Origin of the sequence: Brooklawnia sp. (assembly GCF_032229645.1) — a bacterium.
Taxonomy (GTDB): Bacteria; Actinomycetota; Actinomycetes; order Propionibacteriales; family Propionibacteriaceae; genus Brooklawnia.
Genome location: NZ_JAVTWX010000022.1, coordinates 1 through 15,789 on the forward strand (window position 1 = coordinate 1; position 15,789 = coordinate 15,789).

18 protein-coding genes and 1 tRNA gene are annotated in these 15,789 nt (G+C 64.2%); 14 read left to right on the forward strand and 5 right to left on the reverse strand.

Annotated elements, in window-relative coordinates:
* Positions 1-1,403: PLP-dependent aminotransferase family protein (locus tag AAFP05_RS01350; RefSeq protein WP_341728053.1), on the reverse strand; the 1,403-nt coding region annotated here is incomplete at its 3' end.
* 79 nt (positions 1,404-1,482) lie between these two features.
* Here AAFP05_RS01350 and pdxS point away from each other — a divergent pair.
* The 7 genes from pdxS (at position 1,483) to AAFP05_RS01385 (ending at position 6,960) form a co-directional block, all read left to right on the forward strand.
* Complete coding sequence (gene pdxS / locus AAFP05_RS01355; protein ID WP_341728054.1) at positions 1,483-2,379, forward strand: pyridoxal 5'-phosphate synthase lyase subunit PdxS; 897 nt, start codon at positions 1,483-1,485, stop codon at positions 2,377-2,379.
* Positions 2,373-2,999 (forward strand): pyridoxal 5'-phosphate synthase glutaminase subunit PdxT, encoded by a 627-nt coding sequence (pdxT, locus tag AAFP05_RS01360; protein WP_341728055.1) that lies wholly within the window; start codon positions 2,373-2,375, stop codon positions 2,997-2,999. The genes pdxS and pdxT overlap by 7 nt, the downstream gene beginning before the upstream one ends.
* Before the next feature lie 90 nt (positions 3,000-3,089).
* Positions 3,090-3,668: a TetR/AcrR family transcriptional regulator gene (locus AAFP05_RS01365; RefSeq protein ID WP_341728056.1), complete on the forward strand. Its 579-nt coding sequence runs from the start codon at positions 3,090-3,092 to the stop codon at positions 3,666-3,668.
* Positions 3,665-4,663: an EamA family transporter gene (locus AAFP05_RS01370; RefSeq protein ID WP_341728057.1), complete on the forward strand. Its 999-nt coding sequence runs from the start codon at positions 3,665-3,667 to the stop codon at positions 4,661-4,663. The genes AAFP05_RS01365 and AAFP05_RS01370 overlap by 4 nt, the downstream gene beginning before the upstream one ends.
* Before the next feature lie 72 nt (positions 4,664-4,735).
* Positions 4,736-4,808 (forward strand) — tRNA-Glu (locus AAFP05_RS01375).
* A gap of 210 nt (positions 4,809-5,018) precedes the next feature.
* A complete protein-coding gene (locus AAFP05_RS01380; protein WP_341728058.1) occupies positions 5,019-6,110 on the forward strand; it encodes a hypothetical protein in 1,092 nt (363 codons plus the stop codon).
* A 4-nt stretch (positions 6,111-6,114) separates the two neighbouring features.
* Complete coding sequence (locus tag AAFP05_RS01385) at positions 6,115-6,960, forward strand: TPM domain-containing protein (RefSeq protein ID WP_341728059.1); 846 nt, start codon at positions 6,115-6,117, stop codon at positions 6,958-6,960.
* Between the two features lie 115 nt (positions 6,961-7,075).
* Here AAFP05_RS01385 and AAFP05_RS01390 read toward each other — a convergent pair whose 3' ends face one another.
* Positions 7,076-7,201, reverse strand: a complete 126-nt coding sequence (locus AAFP05_RS01390) for a hypothetical protein (RefSeq protein WP_341728060.1) — start codon at positions 7,199-7,201, stop codon at positions 7,076-7,078.
* 104 nt (positions 7,202-7,305) lie between these two features.
* Here AAFP05_RS01390 and AAFP05_RS01395 point away from each other — a divergent pair, with 104 nt between their 5' ends.
* Positions 7,306-7,779: an isoprenylcysteine carboxylmethyltransferase family protein gene (locus tag AAFP05_RS01395; protein ID WP_341728061.1), complete on the forward strand. Its 474-nt coding sequence runs from the start codon at positions 7,306-7,308 to the stop codon at positions 7,777-7,779.
* Positions 7,780-7,786: 7 nt separating this feature from the next.
* On the opposite strand, the gene AAFP05_RS01400 is transcribed toward AAFP05_RS01395, so the two are convergent.
* Positions 7,787-8,092 carry a DUF6506 family protein gene (locus tag AAFP05_RS01400; protein WP_341728062.1) on the reverse strand — a complete coding sequence of 102 codons (306 nt, stop codon included), beginning with the start codon at positions 8,090-8,092 and terminating at the stop codon, positions 7,787-7,789.
* 254 nt (positions 8,093-8,346) lie between these two features.
* Positions 8,347-10,068 carry an AMP-binding protein gene (locus AAFP05_RS01405; RefSeq protein ID WP_341728063.1) on the reverse strand — a complete coding sequence of 574 codons (1,722 nt, stop codon included), beginning with the start codon at positions 10,066-10,068 and terminating at the stop codon, positions 8,347-8,349.
* A 131-nt stretch (positions 10,069-10,199) separates the two neighbouring features.
* On the opposite strand from AAFP05_RS01405, the gene AAFP05_RS01410 reads away from it, so the two are divergent.
* From AAFP05_RS01410 to AAFP05_RS01435, 6 genes are read left to right on the forward strand one after another with little or no spacing between them, the layout of a single operon-like run.
* Positions 10,200-11,159 carry an ATP-binding cassette domain-containing protein gene (locus AAFP05_RS01410; RefSeq protein ID WP_341728064.1) on the forward strand — a complete coding sequence of 320 codons (960 nt, stop codon included), beginning with the start codon at positions 10,200-10,202 and terminating at the stop codon, positions 11,157-11,159.
* Complete coding sequence (locus AAFP05_RS01415; RefSeq protein ID WP_341728065.1) at positions 11,156-11,794, forward strand: ABC transporter permease subunit; 639 nt, start codon at positions 11,156-11,158, stop codon at positions 11,792-11,794. The genes AAFP05_RS01410 and AAFP05_RS01415 overlap by 4 nt, the downstream gene beginning before the upstream one ends.
* A complete protein-coding gene (locus AAFP05_RS01420; RefSeq protein ID WP_341728066.1) occupies positions 11,758-12,474 on the forward strand; it encodes an ABC transporter permease in 717 nt (238 codons plus the stop codon). Before AAFP05_RS01415 ends, AAFP05_RS01420 begins: the two co-directional genes overlap by 37 nt.
* 33 nt (positions 12,475-12,507) lie before the next feature.
* A complete protein-coding gene (locus tag AAFP05_RS01425) occupies positions 12,508-13,416 on the forward strand; it encodes an ABC transporter substrate-binding protein (protein WP_341728067.1) in 909 nt (302 codons plus the stop codon).
* Positions 13,416-13,922 (forward strand): DinB family protein, encoded by a 507-nt coding sequence (locus AAFP05_RS01430; protein WP_341728068.1) that lies wholly within the window; start codon positions 13,416-13,418, stop codon positions 13,920-13,922. The genes AAFP05_RS01425 and AAFP05_RS01430 overlap by 1 nt, the downstream gene beginning before the upstream one ends.
* 3 nt (positions 13,923-13,925) lie before the next feature.
* Positions 13,926-14,723: a pyrroline-5-carboxylate reductase dimerization domain-containing protein gene (locus AAFP05_RS01435; protein WP_341728069.1), complete on the forward strand. Its 798-nt coding sequence runs from the start codon at positions 13,926-13,928 to the stop codon at positions 14,721-14,723.
* Between the two features lie 58 nt (positions 14,724-14,781).
* On the opposite strand, the gene larC is transcribed toward AAFP05_RS01435, so the two are convergent.
* On the reverse strand, positions 14,782-15,789 hold a 1,008-nt coding region (gene larC / locus AAFP05_RS01440), incomplete at its 5' end, for a nickel pincer cofactor biosynthesis protein LarC (protein ID WP_341728070.1).

Sequence of the window (15,789 nt, forward strand, 5' to 3'; positions counted from 1 at the left end):
CCTGCAGCGGCGGCCTCGGCTATCAGGCTCAGGCCGTGCTCCAGATCGACCTCGTCCACCCCACCGAAGCCGAAGACGATGCCCGAACTGCCGGCATCCATCCAGTACTGCGACAGCGGACCGACCCGCACTCCCCGGGCGGTGAGGTCCGCCACGATCTCGGCTTCCGGACGAACCGTCTCGACCACGGCATGCAGTCCCCCGTCCATCGGGTAAACGCGTACTCCTGGCACGTCGGCCAGCGCTTGCACCACCTGAGCCCGCCGACGACGATAGCGGTTGCGCATCCGCTGAGTGTGCAGCCGAAGAGCACCGCTGCTCAGATAGTTCGCGACAGCACGCTGGGTCACCAGTCCCACGGGTTGGCCGAGGTCCTCACGGGTCGCGGCCACCGGCCCGATCAGCCATTGCGGTAGCGCGAGGTATCCGGCAGCGAGGGTCGGGGTGAGAGTCTTCGAGAGCGTGCCGAGCAGCACCACTCGTCCATCCGAGGGATCGTCGAGCGAAGCCAGCGCGGGCAACGGTTCCGAGGCGTAGCGCAGTTCGGAGTCGTAATCGTCCTCGACGATCACCACTCGATGCTTTCGCGCCCACACCAGCAGCAGCTGGCGCCGATCGACCGGCAACGACCCGCCTAGCGGATACTGGTGGCTCGGCGTCACGACGAGCACATCGGGCGCATCGGACCCCGTCGGCAGATCTGCCACCCGCAGACCCCGCTCATCCACCCGCATCGGCACTACCTTTGCGCCAAGTCGTGCCGGGACCTTTCGCAGCGACGGATAGCCCGGCTCTTCGACTCCGACCCGTAGCCGCGCAGGATTCCCGTCAGCCAACGCGAGCAGCAACAGACCAAAGCCCTCACGTCCACCGCCGGTCACCGCAAGCTGGGATGGGTCACGAACCACCGCGCGCATCCGCCGCAGATGCTCGGCCCATGCGGCGCGGAGTTCCATCAACCCGAGCGCAGGCACGGATTCCTCCACCGACGCAGCGGAGGCCTGACGCCAAGCCGACTTCCAGGCTGGACCGACCACGTCACGGGCCCATGGCTGTCCCGGCCGCAGATCGAGTTCGGACGACGCCTCGGCAGCCATCGGCGGTGTCACAGACTTGACACTCGGGTAGACCCGGCGGAGTTTCGGATTCACCACCGTCGAGCGTCCGGCAACGGCGCTGAGATATCCCTCGGCCAGCAGCTGATCGTATGCGGCGACCACGGAGCCACGAGAGACACTCAGGTGAGCGGCAAGCGCCCGGGTGGACGGCACGGCGTCTCCGGGCGAGAGCACCGTCTCGCTGATGAGCCGCCGGAGTTCGCCGGCGAGTTGCGCGGGGATCGTGCTCTGCCCTTCCTCGCCGCCGAGCCGGATAGGGACAGTGATCTCTGGAGCGTTACGCACCAGACCAGGATACCGGTCTATCTGTATTGGGGTATTTCTGGATCTTGGAACAGACCAGTATCGCGTCCATGATGAGTGCATGACGCAATCAACTGGTTCTCCTCTGGTCAAGCGCGGCTTGGCCGAGATGCTCAAGGGCGGCGTGATCATGGACGTCGTCACCCCTGAACAGGCTCGCATCGCCGAAGATGCCGGAGCTGTGGCGGTGATGGCGTTGGAACGGGTTCCCGCCGATATCCGGGCCCAGGGCGGCGTGGCCCGCATGAGCGATCCCGACCTCATCAGCGCGATCATCGACGCGGTGTCGATCCCGGTGATGGCCAAGGCACGGATCGGACATTTCGTTGAAGCGCAGGTGCTGGAGTATCTGAAGGTGGACTATATCGACGAGTCCGAAGTGCTATCCCCCGCCGACTACGCCAATCACATCGACAAACATGCCTTCACCGTGCCCTTCGTCTGCGGCGCGACCAACCTGGGCGAGGCGTTGCGCCGGATCGCCGAGGGTGCGGCGATGATCCGTTCGAAGGGCGAGGCCGGCACCGGGGACGTCTCGGAGGCGACCAAGCACATCCGCACGATCCGCCATGAGATCGCGGTTCTCAAGGCGACCTATGACTCGAATCCGGACGAACTCTATGTGGCCGCCAAGCAGTTGCAGGCACCGTACGAGATCGTCCGTGAGGTCGCACAGACCGGAGCCCTACCGGTGGTGCTCTTCACCGCCGGCGGTGTGGCTACGCCCGCCGACGCCGCGCTGATGATGCAACTCGGCGCCGAGGGCGTCTTCGTGGGCTCGGGCATCTTCAAATCGGGCAACCCGGCCGCCCGGGCCGCTGCGATCGTCAAGGCCGCCGCCCAGTACGACGACCCAGCCGCCATCACCGAAGCCTCCCGCGGTCTCGGCGAAGCCATGGTCGGCATCAACGTCGCCGATCTGCCTGCGCCACACCGGCTGGCAGAACGAGGATGGTAGCCGCCCCCACGATCGGCGTACTCGCGCTGCAAGGCGGCGTGCGCGAGCACACCCGGTTGCTGACCGAACTCGGTGCCCGGATCACGCTGCTGCGTCGTCCGGCCGACTTGGTCGGAGCCGACGGGTTGCGCGTCGACGGGCTCGTGTTGCCCGGCGGGGAATCGTCCACCATCGATCGACTCGTGCGCTGGCTCGATATGGACGAGCCACTCAGGGCTGCAATCGCCGGCGGGCTGCCGACGCTCGGCACCTGCGCCGGGCTGGTGCTGCTGGCCCAGCGGATCGTCGATCCGGCACCGGGCCAGCAGTCCCTCGCAATATTGGACATCACGGTGCAGCGCAACGCCTTCGGCTCGCAGGTGGATTCGGCCGAGGTGGAGCTGGGTACTCCCTACGGCGCCGCCAAGGTGGCATTCATCCGGGCGCCGAGAGTGACCGAGACCGGGCCCGGGGTTGAGATCATCGCCAGGCATGCCGGGAGCGTGGTCGGCGTCCGTCGAGGAGCGATCACCGGCGTGGCGTTCCACCCCGAGCTGACTGCGGAACCTCTATTGCATCGACTTCTGCTGAGCGATATCGGCACCGAATCGCGGCTCAACCAGGCCTTGGCAGGCCACTAGTCTCGCTGGTCTCCCGCGCCCAACCGGTGGGATCGACCACCAGCACCGCCTCCTGGTAGGTAGCCTGATCTACCTACCAGGAGGATCGGCGTGAGTTCCATTGACATCAAGCAGCCCTCAGCGCGGCAGCGTCTCTTGGACGCGGCTGCCCGCTTGTTCTACGCGGACGGCATTGCCGCGACCGGGATCGACGCGATCACGACCGAGGCAGGCGTCGCACGAAAGAGCCTGTACAACAACTTCGGCTCCAAACAGGACTTGATGCTGGCGTATATCGAGGCGCGCCACGAGGAATGGCTGGAGCTGTACCGGGCGCGTCTGGAACAGGCCCAGTCACCCCGGGCGCGTGTGCTGGCCGTCTTCGACGCATATCTCGACCACGCTCGATCCGCTTACCCGCACGGGTTCCGCGGCTGCGGGTTGCTCAACGCAGCGGCCGAGTTTCCGGTTGACTCTCCTGGACGCGAAGCGGTGCGACGGCACAAGGAGGAAGTCGAGCACATCCTCACAGGGCATCTGCGAGAAGCGGGCGTCACCTACTCGGCTGCGATGGCCGAGCATCTCTCGTTCCTTCTTGAGGGGGCGATGTCCAGGGCAGGGCTGGAAGGAAGTCCCGAACGATTGAGCCATGCCCGACGGATCGCTTCACGGCTGTTGGAGGGCCGGTGAGTAGCCGGGAACGACTGGCGGGCATCGTAGCGATCACTATCACTTCGGTGTTGTGGGGCACCATCGGTACTGCTGCCACATTCGCCCCAGAAACCGGACCGTTGGCGATCGGCGCAGCCGCTCTCGGCATCGGAGGGCTACTTCAGGCCGTTGTCGCAATGCCCGCGTTGAGGGCTGCGCGCCAACAATTGCGGACGCACGCTCAGCTCATCGCCGTGGGAGCGCTGGCCGTGGCCGTCCATCCCCTCGCGTTCTACAGTTCCATGCACTACGCCGGGGTCGCAATCGGGTCGGTTGTCTCAATCGCCCTGGCGCCGCTTGCCTCGGGCCTGCTCGAACTACTCGTCGAACACAAACGGCTGAGCATCTGGTGGGTGCTATCCGCGGGCCTCGGACTCATCGGATCCGTCGTCCTCTGCGTATCCCGCTTCGGTCAGGACACAACGGCCTCGACCGCAACCATCGTGGGCGTGTTACTCGGACTGATCGCCGGTGCCACCTACGCAACGTACTCCTGGGTTGCGCGGCGGCTCATGCAGGACGACATCAGCCGCGCCGCGTCGATGGGTGCAGTGTTCGGATCCGGCGGGGTCCTGCTGGTCCCGGTCTTGCTGGTGACCGGCGCTCCCCTTGTCGCCTCCAGCCAGGCATTCGCCGTCGCCAGCTACACGGCGATCGTGCCGATGTTCCTGGGCTACCTACTGTTCGGCTATGGACTGACGCGGGTAACGGCCAGCGCAGCCACCACCATCACACTGATCGAGCCCGCGGTCGCGGCGGTCCTTGCCATCGTGATCGTCGGGGAGCGACTGGCGCCAGTCGGCTGGGTGGGACTCGGGATTATCGCCATCTCGTTCATGGTGCTCGTCCTTGCGCCCACTGGGCAGGATGTCCCCGCGCGCTCGTCGCTGACGCGAGCCCCTTTCGCCGCGGACGAGGAGTCTGCCCCGATGAACCCAGCTGGTAACGGACCGGCCTTGCGATCCGTCCAGTAGCGGGCACGGCCACCGTGCTTGTCGCGCAGCAGTTTGGGCAGATGGGACTTTCTCGGTTAAGATGACCCTCGCGTCCCCATCGTCTAGCGGCCTAGGACACCGCCCTTTCAAGGCGGCAGCGCCGGTTCGAATCCGGTTGGGGATACGAGATGAATGGCCTAGCCAGACTACAGTCTGCTAGGCCATTTCTGTTCTATTAGGTCAGCCCGCAGAGATCATCCCGCACAGATCCCAGATGCTCGCCATACCCAGGCCGCTTCATTGCACCCAGGCGGTCCGGACGGCGGATAGTGTGTGGCTGTCTGGCCAGGAGCCAACGATCTGCGGGATCCGATGCGAGTGGGGATGAGAGCCGATGGCACTGCAGGAGTACAAGTGCGCAAACTGCGGCGGACCGATCACGTTCGATTCGCGTATCCAGAAGATGAAGTGCCCGCACTGCGGGGCAGAACTCGATGTCGAGGGCTTGAGGGCGCTTGACGAGGATCAGCAGAACTCGCAGCCAGATGACCTGACCTGGAATCTGCATCGGGCGCCTTGGCAAGAAGGGGAAACCGATTCCCTGCGGGTGTATTTATGCCGGTCATGCGGCGGCGAGATCGTCGGAGACCAGAATCTGGCGGCGACCAGCTGTCCCTACTGCGGGAATCCGGTGGTGATGGTCGAACAGGTCTCCGGCGTTCTGCGTCCCGATATCGTCATTCCCTTCAAACTGGACAAGGAACAGGCGAAGGACGGGCTGAAGACCTACCTCAAGGGAAAGCCGTTCCTGCCGAAGATCTTCAGGGATCGTCAGCACATCGACGAAGTGAAGGGCGTGTATCTTCCCTTCTGGTTGTTCGACGCAGATGCTGATGCAGATGTCCGCTACGGGGCAAGAAGGACGCGCGCCTGGAGCGATTCGAACTATAACTACGTGGAAACCAGTCACTACACACTTTACCGGGCGGGGCGTCTCGGATTCGACAAGATACCCGTCGATGGCTCCCAGAAGATGCCCAACGATCTGATGGAATCCATCGAGCCGTTCGACTTCGCTGACGCGGTGGATTTTCAGACGGCATACTTGTCCGGCTATTTCGCGGAAAAACATGATGTTGATGCCGAGCAGAGCGTGACCCGCGCAAATGCGCGGGTGCGAAGAAGCGTGGACGAGAGATTGGCCGCATCGACGCTGGGGTACGAGGCAGTGACGACAGAAAGCAGCAACGTTCGCATACGTAACGGCGAGGTGACTTACGCACTCCTCCCGGTGTGGCTTCTGAATACGATGTGGAAAGGGACGAGATACACCTTCGCGATGAATGGGCAGACCGGTAAGTTCGTGGGCGACCTGCCGATCAGTGTCAGCGCGTTATGGAAGTGGCGAGCGATTCTGACTGCGGCGTTCACGGTGGCGATCAGCGCACTCCTGGCGCTCTTCTTGACCATGCCGGCGGGAGGGTAGTGCGATGAGACGTGTGCTTTGGGCGGTGCTGGCCACCCTGATGGTCTGTCTGCTGACGCCGGTGTCCGCTGCCGTGGCGGTGCCCGAGGAACGGCTCAAGCCTCGACTGGTGGACGATGACTATCTGCTCACCACAACCCAACAAGGCACGTTGCTCGCGAAACTGGACGATATCAGTGAGCGGCAGGAATTCGATATCGTCATCGTGACGGTCTATTCATTGGATGGCAAGACCAGCACGGAGTACGCCGACGACTTCTTCGACTACAACGGATACGGCGCTGGTGAGGGCCGCGATGGCATTCTGCTGCTCGTCAGCATGCAGGAGCGTGATTGGGCCATCTCAACCCACGGCTTCGGAATACCCGCGTTCACCGATGCAGGCCAGACGTATCTGGTCGACCAGTTCAGGCCGAAACTCAGTGCCGGAGACTATGCGGGGGCTTTCACGACGTTTGCAGACTTGAGCGACGACTTCGTCACCCAAGCGCGCACTGGCGAGCCCTACGATGCCGGCAACATGCCCGACGATTTCGAGCTGACTTTCCAGAGCTACCTGATGCTGTTGCTCTTCAGCCTGCCGGGAGGTTTCGCCACAGCGATGATCGCCACCGCTATCGCGAAGAGGAAGCTGCGCACCGTCCGCCTGGAGGCCACCGCGAAGAACTACGTGCGTAGCGGAAGTGCCGAACTCACCGACCGCCGCGATCAGTTCCTCTATAGTCACGTCAGCAAGACGGCGCGGCCCAGCGAAAGCAGCAGTCGCGGTTTCAGCAGTTCTGGTGGCGGATCGAGCACGCACACATCATCGTCCGGGAGTAGCCACGGCGGCTCCAGCGGCAAATTCTGACCGACGGGCCCGCTGGACGGTGCCAGGAGGAAAGCTGCAGCCAGGCGAGACCTTGGAGCAGGCGATCGAACCCATGCTGAATACGACGCATCAAAGGTCGATGAGTAGTACGGGCTCAGGCGATCTGATAGCGGTCACCATCGATTTCAATCTCAACCCGCAAGCTGCCGCCAACTGCCTCGGCGTACTTTCGCAGCGTATCGACCTGAGTCTTCTCGATATCGCAGTGTCTACACTCCACGCACACAATTCTAGAATGCTTGAGTTCTAACCTAAAGCGACGGGCCGGCGCGTGGAGCGCACACCCGCTGGCCCATAGCACGGGACGCCGACTACGCTCTTACGATGGCAACGCCACTCGATACTCGGATTCCGCCACCGTTATGGACTCTTGGTCTGGCGACAGCCCAATGGCTGCTCGCCGGACGCCCGGATTACCGGCACCGCCCCGGCCCGGCACGCTTCTTGTTCGCGGGCACCATCGGCACCCTGAGCGCAGCCGTCGGCATCGCTGCCGTGACGCAGTTCGTCGACCGCAGAACGACGGTTCACCCAGGTGCACCAGGACACGCCAGCGTCTTGGTCACCGACCGCATCTTCGGGTTCAGCCGAAACCCGATGTATCTGGCACTGACCGGGATGCTGGTCACCAACGCGGCCTGGCTGGGTTCGGTACGCGCCGTCATTCCGGTCGCTGCCGAGACCGCAGTTCTCACCGCCTTCCAGATCCTGCCGGAGGAACGAGCGCTACGGGAGAAGTTCGGGGAACCCTACGAGGAGTACCGACGCCGAGTACCGCGCTGGATCGGCCTACCGTGATCGGGCCTCAGCCGAACAGCGCGTCCCCGCTTTGGTTGTTCAGTCCCGGATGGCCATCGAAACGCACGACACCCACCGCCACGGTGTCCGGCACAGCGGCCTTGATCTGCGCGGTTCCGCTGATACCAAAACCGCCGCACAGTTCGATGGCACCGATTCCCTGCTCCACGAGGTCTTTTGCCGCGGTCACCGAGTCTGCGTAGTTCTCCGCACCGACCACCGTCAGATCGACGCCAGGTGTTGAAACCGTCTGCCTATCGGTCTGCCAATTGGCGCCGGGAGCCAGGAAGATGAATGCGGCCTTGAGTTTCATGACCTCTCCTTTGAAGTCGTCTCGGATACAGACCAGTACACCAGGCTCTGTCGGCCACCGCAGCGCTGCCCGGCCTTCTCGTCGCTTGTCGTCCCCAGATCTTTCGGGTGGACTGGCGTCCGGATCCGCCAGACAGGTCGAAAGGCGCACCTTCGGACCGCATTGAGATGATCTGCCCGCCCGCGAACAGGAGTTCATCACGGCTTTGGCGGTGGCCGGTGGCCGGTGGCGCGGCCCTCGCAGATCATCCCGTTTCAACGGAAATCGCGATAGTAGTACTGCCCAGCGTCGTTGCCTGCCGCCACCCGCTCGGCCTCGAGGGTACGCAACTCGACGCGGCGGATCTTGCTGGACACCGTCTTGGGCAACTGGTCGACGAACTCAATGATCCGCACGTACTGGTACGCGTTGAGCTGCTCGTGGCAGTGCTCGAAGACGGCCGCCGCCACATCGTGGCCGGGCTGGTAGCCCGCTGTCAGGCAGATATAGGCCTTCGGCACCGCACCGCGCACCCCATTGGGAGAAGGGACGATCGCGCACTCGGCAACCGAGGGGTGCAGCATCAGCGCGCTCTCCAGTTCGAACGGGCTGATCTTGTAGTCCGACGCCTTGAAGACGTCATCTGCGCGCCCGACATAAGTGATGTAACCGTCGGCATCTCTGACACCGATATCGCCGGTGTGATGGTAGCCACCACGCCACACCTCGGCGGTCAGGTCGTCCGCACCCTGGTAGCCGCCCATCAGCCCAAGGTGGGACACCGACAAGTCGATACAGATCTCCCCCTCGCCGGCGCCATCGATCAAGACATCTGTCACCGGATCCTTCAGCACCACCGCATAACCCGGCATCGGCCGGCCCATCGCACCGATACGGACGGGCTGGCCGGGCGAGTTACCGACGCAGCAGGTCATCTCTGTCTGGCCGTACCCGTCGCGAATCGTGTTCTGCCAGGCCGCCCGCACCTTGTTGATCACTTCCGGGTTGAGGGCTTCCCCGGCTCCGACCAGTTCGCGCGGGGGACGCGACAGATGCGACAGGTCGGCTTGGATGAGCATCCGCCAGACGGTCGGCGGCGCGCAGAACGACGAAACCTGGTGGGAATCCATCACCTTCATCAGCGTCTCGGCACTGAAACGCTCGTAGTTGAAGATGAACACCGTCGCCTGCGCCAGGAACGGGCTGAAGAAGTTGCTCCAAGCATGCTTGCCCCAGCCGGGTGAGCTGATGTTCAGATGCACATCACCTGGGCGCACCCCCAGCCAGAACATCGTCGAGAGGTGCCCGACCGGGTAGCTGACCTGAGTGTGGCAGACCAGTTTGGGGTGCGCTGTGGTGCCGGAGGTGAAGTAGAGCAGCGAACTCGAGTCCGCCGGTGTCGGCGCATCCGGGACGAAGCCGTCGTCGGCACCATTGCTATCGGAGAAGCTCCGCCAGCCGGTGACGGGGTCTTCTCCGACGCTGATCAAGGTGCTGCCGGGGCGCACCAGGTGGAAGCGCTCCACCAAGGGCGTGGGAGCGATGGCGAAGCGGGCGTCTGCTGTCTCGACACGCCAGGCCAGGTCGACATCCGAAACCAAGGTTGAGGTGGGAACCGCCACTGCGCCAACTTTCATCAGCCCCAGCAGGATCTCCCACAGCTCAATCGTGTTGTTGAGCATCACGATCATGGTGTCGCCCCTGCGTACTCCCAGTGACGTGAGCCAGTTGGCGACCTGGTTCGAACGCCTAGCCAAGTCCGCGTATGACCAGCTGGTGACCTCCAGGTCGGATGCCACGATCGTGACGGCGGCCCGGTCAGGCTCCTCACCGGCGACAACATCGAACCACTCCAGGGCGAAGTTGAACTCGTCCAGCTGTGGCCAGCGGAACTCCCGCACAACCAACTCGTAGTCGTAGACGTTGTTGAGCAGGAAGTCACGTGCCCTGCGCACAGCATCGGTCGCCGGGGTTGCCGCTCGCGGGGTGTAGTCCATGGACAGAGCGTAGAGGCTGCAGACCTCGCGCGTGCCCCATTGCGCATTGCGAGAGCCAACGGATCAACCGTCGGATGACCCTCGTGCGCGGCGAATCGTCCGGTTTGCCGTACGCGGATAGGGTGACGTTCATGGCAGCCGACACCTCCGCAGCCACCGTCTCGTCCACCGCGCACGCCCCCAGCGTGCGGTTCGAGCATCTCACCAAGACCTACCCCGACGAAGTCCGAGCGCAATGGAGCTTGCTCCAATTGCCGAGGACGAGGAAGGGGTTGAGTGCGAAGCGCGATCATCCCGAACGCTCCGGGCGTCCTGCGGTCGCCGTTGAGGACGTCACGCTCAGCATCCCGGCGGGCAGCCTGACCGTGTTGGTCGGGTCATCCGGGTCGGGCAAGACCACCCTGCTGCGCAGCGTCAACCGGATGGTCACCCCGACCAGCGGGCGCGTGCTGATCGACGACACCGATGTCGCCGCCCTCGACGCAGTCAAGCTGCGCCGCACGATCGGCTACGTCATGCAGGAGTCGGGGCTGCTCCCCCACCGGCGCGTCATCGACAACATCGCCACCGTCCCGCGTCTCAACGGCGTCCCTAAGGTGGCCGCGCACGAGCGCTGCTACGAACTGATGGGCCTGGTCGGGCTGGACCCACAGCTCGCCACCAGGTATCCGGCGGAGCTGTCGGGAGGCCAGCAGCAGCGGGTCGGGGTGGCCCGCGCGCTTGCCGCGAGCCCCCGGCTACTACTCATGGACGAACCGTTCGGCGCGGTCGACCCGATCGTCCGCGCGGACCTGCAGCGCGAAGTACGCCGGCTGCAGCGCCAACTGGGCATCACGATTCTCTTCGTCACGCACGACATCGCCGAGGCATTGACCCTTGGCGACCAGATCGTCGTGCTCGCCGAGAAGGGACGCATCGCCCAGCAAGGCAGCGGTACCGAACTGCTCGCGCATCCCGCCGGCGACTTTGTGGCGAACTTCCTCGGCCTGGACGCCGGGCGCGGCCTACACCTGAAGGACAGCGAGGGCGTCCAACTCGTGATGGACTGCGACGAGCGTCCGATCGGACGACTGAGCGGGTCGAGGCGATGACCTGGCTCATCAACAACTGGCCCGCCGTCTGGCAGGCACTCTGGTCTCATCTGACGCTGGCGGTGCCCGCGATCGTGCTGAGTTTCGTGCTCTCGCTGCCACTCGGCTGGCTGGCCTACCGCTATCACTGGTCACGATTCGTGCTTGTCACCGGAAGTTCACTGATCTATGCGATCCCCTCGCTGCCACTGCTGATCGTGCTGCCGGTGATCATGGGCACCAGCGTGCGTTCGCCCGTCAACGTGGTAGTTGCGCTCACCGGCTACGGCATCGCGCTGATGGTGCGCTCGGCAGCAGATGCCTTGGAGGCCGTCAACACGAACACGGTGACCTCGGCGACCGCATTGGGCTATTCGGCGGTGAGGAAGTTCTTCGCCGTCGAACTCCCGCTGGCCGGACCGGGATTGCTCGCCGGGCTGCGGGTCGTGGCGGTCAGTACTGTCGCGCTGGTCACGGTGAGCGCGGTACTTGGCATTCCGAGTCTGGGCACCCTGTTCACCGACGGATTCCAGCGGGGCATCATCGCCGAGATCGTCACCGGCATCGTCGGCACCGCTCTGCTGGCCGTGCTCGTCGATCGGATCCTGGTGAGCATCGGATGGCTACTGCTGCCGTGGACCCGGAGCCGATCGTGAACTACTTCGTCGAGGCCTTCGCGTGGATCGCCGATCCCGCGCACCAAGTCGGACCCGATGGCATCTGGAGCCGGTTGGCCCAGCATCTCGCCTACACATCGATCGCGACAGGGGCTGCCGCGGTGATCGCGATTCCGCTCGGCTACTGGATCGGTCACACCGGACACGGCAAGGGCCTCATCGTCGGCGCGACGGGCGCCGCTCGCGCTCTGCCGACGCTGGGCGTCCTCACCCTGATCGCGCTGCTCGCCGGGGTCGGGGTCGGCGCCCCATTGGCCGCGCTGGCAGTCCTCGCACTGCCGTCGGTCCTTGCCGGGGCCTACTCGGGATTGGACGCGATACCGGCGCCGACGATCGACGCAGCCCGCGCGCAGGGGATGAGCGAATGGCAGTTGCTCACCCAGGTAGAGATTCCGTTGGGCCTGCCGCAACTGATCGGCGGGCTGCGCTCAGCGACGCTACAGGTGGTCGCCACCGCGACCCTGGTGGCCTATGTCGGCGGGGGCGGGCTCGGACGCTATCTCTTCCTCGGTTTGAAAACCCAGGATTACCCGCAGATGCTGGCCGCGTCTTTCCTGGCCGTTGGACTGGCCATCGCCAGCGAGATCTGCTTCAGTGTGTTGTCCTGGCTCGTCGGCCGACGGCGATTGCTTCGAGTTCGTGTCGGTGGGCCGCGTTAGCGTGGCAGTACGTCAACGAAGGAGAAGATCGCAATGAGAAGATTCCCCGCATTGCTCACTGTCGCACTGCTCGCCACGACGCTCACCGCCTGCAGCGGCGGCGATCCATTGGGAACCTCGAATGGTTCCGGATCTGCCTCCGGCGAGACCATCGTGATCGGCTCCCAGCAGTACTACTCGAATGAGATCATCGCCGAGCTCTACGCGCAGGCTTTGGAGGCCGATGGCTACCGGGTGGACCGGCAGTACGAGATCGGCCAGCGCGAGGTCTATCTGCCCGAGCTTGAGTCCGGGGCCATTGACTTGATGCCCGAATACAGCGGAAATCTGCTGCAATACCTCGATTCCTCGTTCACCGCGACCACCTCCGATGAGGTAATCGCGGCGCTGCCCGGCGCATTGCCCACGGGACTACGTGCTTTGGATGCTGCCGAGGCCACCGATCAGGACTCCTACACGGTGACACGCGCAACTGCTGAACAATACGGGCTGAGCTCCATCGGCGATCTGACGAAGCTGCCGCAGCCGGTCAGCGTCGCCGCGAACTCTGAATTCGCGAGCCGGCCCTATGGCATTCCGGGGCTGCAAGAGGTCTACGGCGTCGAGGGTGTACTCACGCCTATCGAAGACTCCGGTTCAGCATTGACCGTCAAGGCGCTGGTCGACGGTACCGTTCAGGTCGCTGACATCTACACCGCCAGCCCGGCGATCACCGCCAACGATCTGGTGAGCCTGAGCGATCCGAAATCCTTGATCCTGCCGCAGAACGTGATCGCGATCGCCTCGGAGAAGGTCGATGACAAGGCAGCCGGTGTGATCAACGGGGTAACCGCCCAGCTTGGGATGACCGATCTCATCACGTTGAATCAACAAAGCGTCGACAAGCAGTTGCCGGCATCGACCATCGCCAGCGAATGGCTCACCGAGAAAGGACTGATCTGATGACTACCGCAATCGACATCCTCCGGGACGGTTTCGGCCGAATCGCCGATGAACTGCCGACGACTCTCGATGGGCTGACCACCGAAGAGTTGCTCTGGCAACCGGCGGAAGGGGCGAACCACATCGCCTGGCTCGCCTGGCATATCGGACGCTGTGAGGATGCCCAGATCGCCCCGATCGGTGGGGTGCCCGAGGTCTATCGAGACGGCTGGGTCGAGCGTTTCGGCCTGCCATACGAGCCGTCCGCGATCGGCTACGGCCAGTCCGCCGAACAGATGCAAGCGTTCCGGTTGAAGGACCCCAGCGTGCTGACCGGCTACTACGCGGCCGTCCATGCGGCCACCGAACAGATTCTCGACGGCCTGAGCGACGAGGACCTCAACCGAGCCGTTGACGAGGCCTATCAAACGACCTGCGCCGTGCGCCTGGTATCGATCATGATCGATGTCTCGCAGCACCTGGGCCAGATCGGATATCTGCGCGGACTCGTCCAGAAGGAGAACTGACCGATGAACGACCGGCAGAGCAACGTTGCCATTATCGGGGCCGGTCAGCTTGGCAGTTCGCTGCTGGAGGGCCTGATACGTGTCGGTGTGGAGCCCACCACTATCCGCGCGGCGACCCGCACTCGCGCACACGCCGAACATCTGGCCGAGCGATTTGGGGTGGTCGCGTCTGACGCGGCCAGCGCGGCAGCCCAGGCCACGCTCATCGTCGTCTCGGTTCGCCCCAACCAGGTCACTGCTGCACTGGACGAGATACGCGATCAACTCAAGGACGAAGCGGTTGTCGTATCGATGGCGGCCAATCCAGATCTGGCAACCTTGGCCGAGCATCTACCGGCCGGCACTCCCCTGGTGCGCGTGATGCCCAACCCGGCGATGGCGTTCAATGCCTCGCTCACCGGCATCTGCGCGGCCGCGGACTGCCCCGCCGATGTCGTCACCAAAGTCCGCGCATTCTTCGGCCAACTCGGTTCACTGATCGACGTCCCCGAATCGCAGATCGGGCTGATCGGCTCTCTGGCCGGTCATGGCCAGGCAGTCATCTACTACGTCGCGGACGCCATGGTGCAGTGGGGCGTGATGGAAGGCTTCAGCAGGGAGCAATCGCGCGCGATCGTTGCCGGCGCCATCGCCGGAGCATCCACAGCACTGAACGAGACCGCTGTCTCGCCGAGCGAACTACAAAGCAGGGTGACCACGCCCGGCGGCAGCACGGTGCGATCTGTGTCCGAACTGGACGCGCAGGGCGTCCGGGCCGCGGTGATCGATTGCATGGACGGTGGACGCTACCTGCGGCGTTGAGCACCGAATCTTCTGTCGAGCGACAGGCCGCCGCCGCTTTGGAGGGTCCTTAGGACCCTTATTGCTTCGCCTGCCACGCGTTGTTGACGATCCGACTCACGGTGTCCAAGCTGAGCTGTTCGTGATCGGCGATGGCGACCAGATCTCCGTATTCCGGCTTGCCGCGTCGCACTCCGTAACCGCTGACGGCCTTGACCCGAGCGGGGCCGTAAGGGGTTTGAACGGTTTCCTCGGCCCGGTCAAGGGTGAAGCGGTGGCACAGGTGTTCGCGCACCCCGATGGTGGTGGTGTGCCGGAAGATCGCGCGCACCACCTCGTCGCTGATGTCCGGCGGGCACAGGCAGGTCAGCAGGATGCCTGGGCGTCCCTTTTTCATGGTCACTGCTGTGGTGAAGACCTCGATCGCGCCTGCGGCGAAGAGTTGCTGCTGGGCGTAGCCGATGCCTTCGCCGGTCATGTCGTCCAGGTTGCAGCTCAGCTCGACGACATCGTCGTTTGAATCCTGAACCGCTGTTTCACCGAGCAACGCGCGGACGCAGTTTGCGGCCTCGAAGTCCTTGGATCCCATCCCATACCCGGCCGCCATGATCGTCATGGCGGGCATCGCAGGCACAAACTCGTCCACGAATTGCCTCAGCAGCGCTGCGCCGGTGGGAGTACACAGCTCACCGCGGATCGACCCGCCATAGACGGGAACGCCGCGCAGCAGCCGCTCGGTCGCCGGTGCCGGCACCGGGACGATCCCATGCGCGCACCGTACCTTGCCGCTGCCGACCTGCACCGGGGAGGCCAGCACCTGCTGCGGCGCCAGCCAACTCATCAACACACAGACGCCGACGATGTCGGCTATCGCGTCCGCCTCACCGACCTCGTGGAAATGCACCTGATCGACCGGCATGCCGTGCACGGCGGCTTCGGCTTCCGCCAGCTTGGCATAGACCGCGATGGCGTCGGCGCATGCTCGCTCGGGAATGTCGAGCCGGTTCACCACGTCGACGACATGCGGGAAACTGCTGTGCGAATGGGGATACCCGCGCTCGCCGACGTCGTGCTCGTGTGGCTCGTG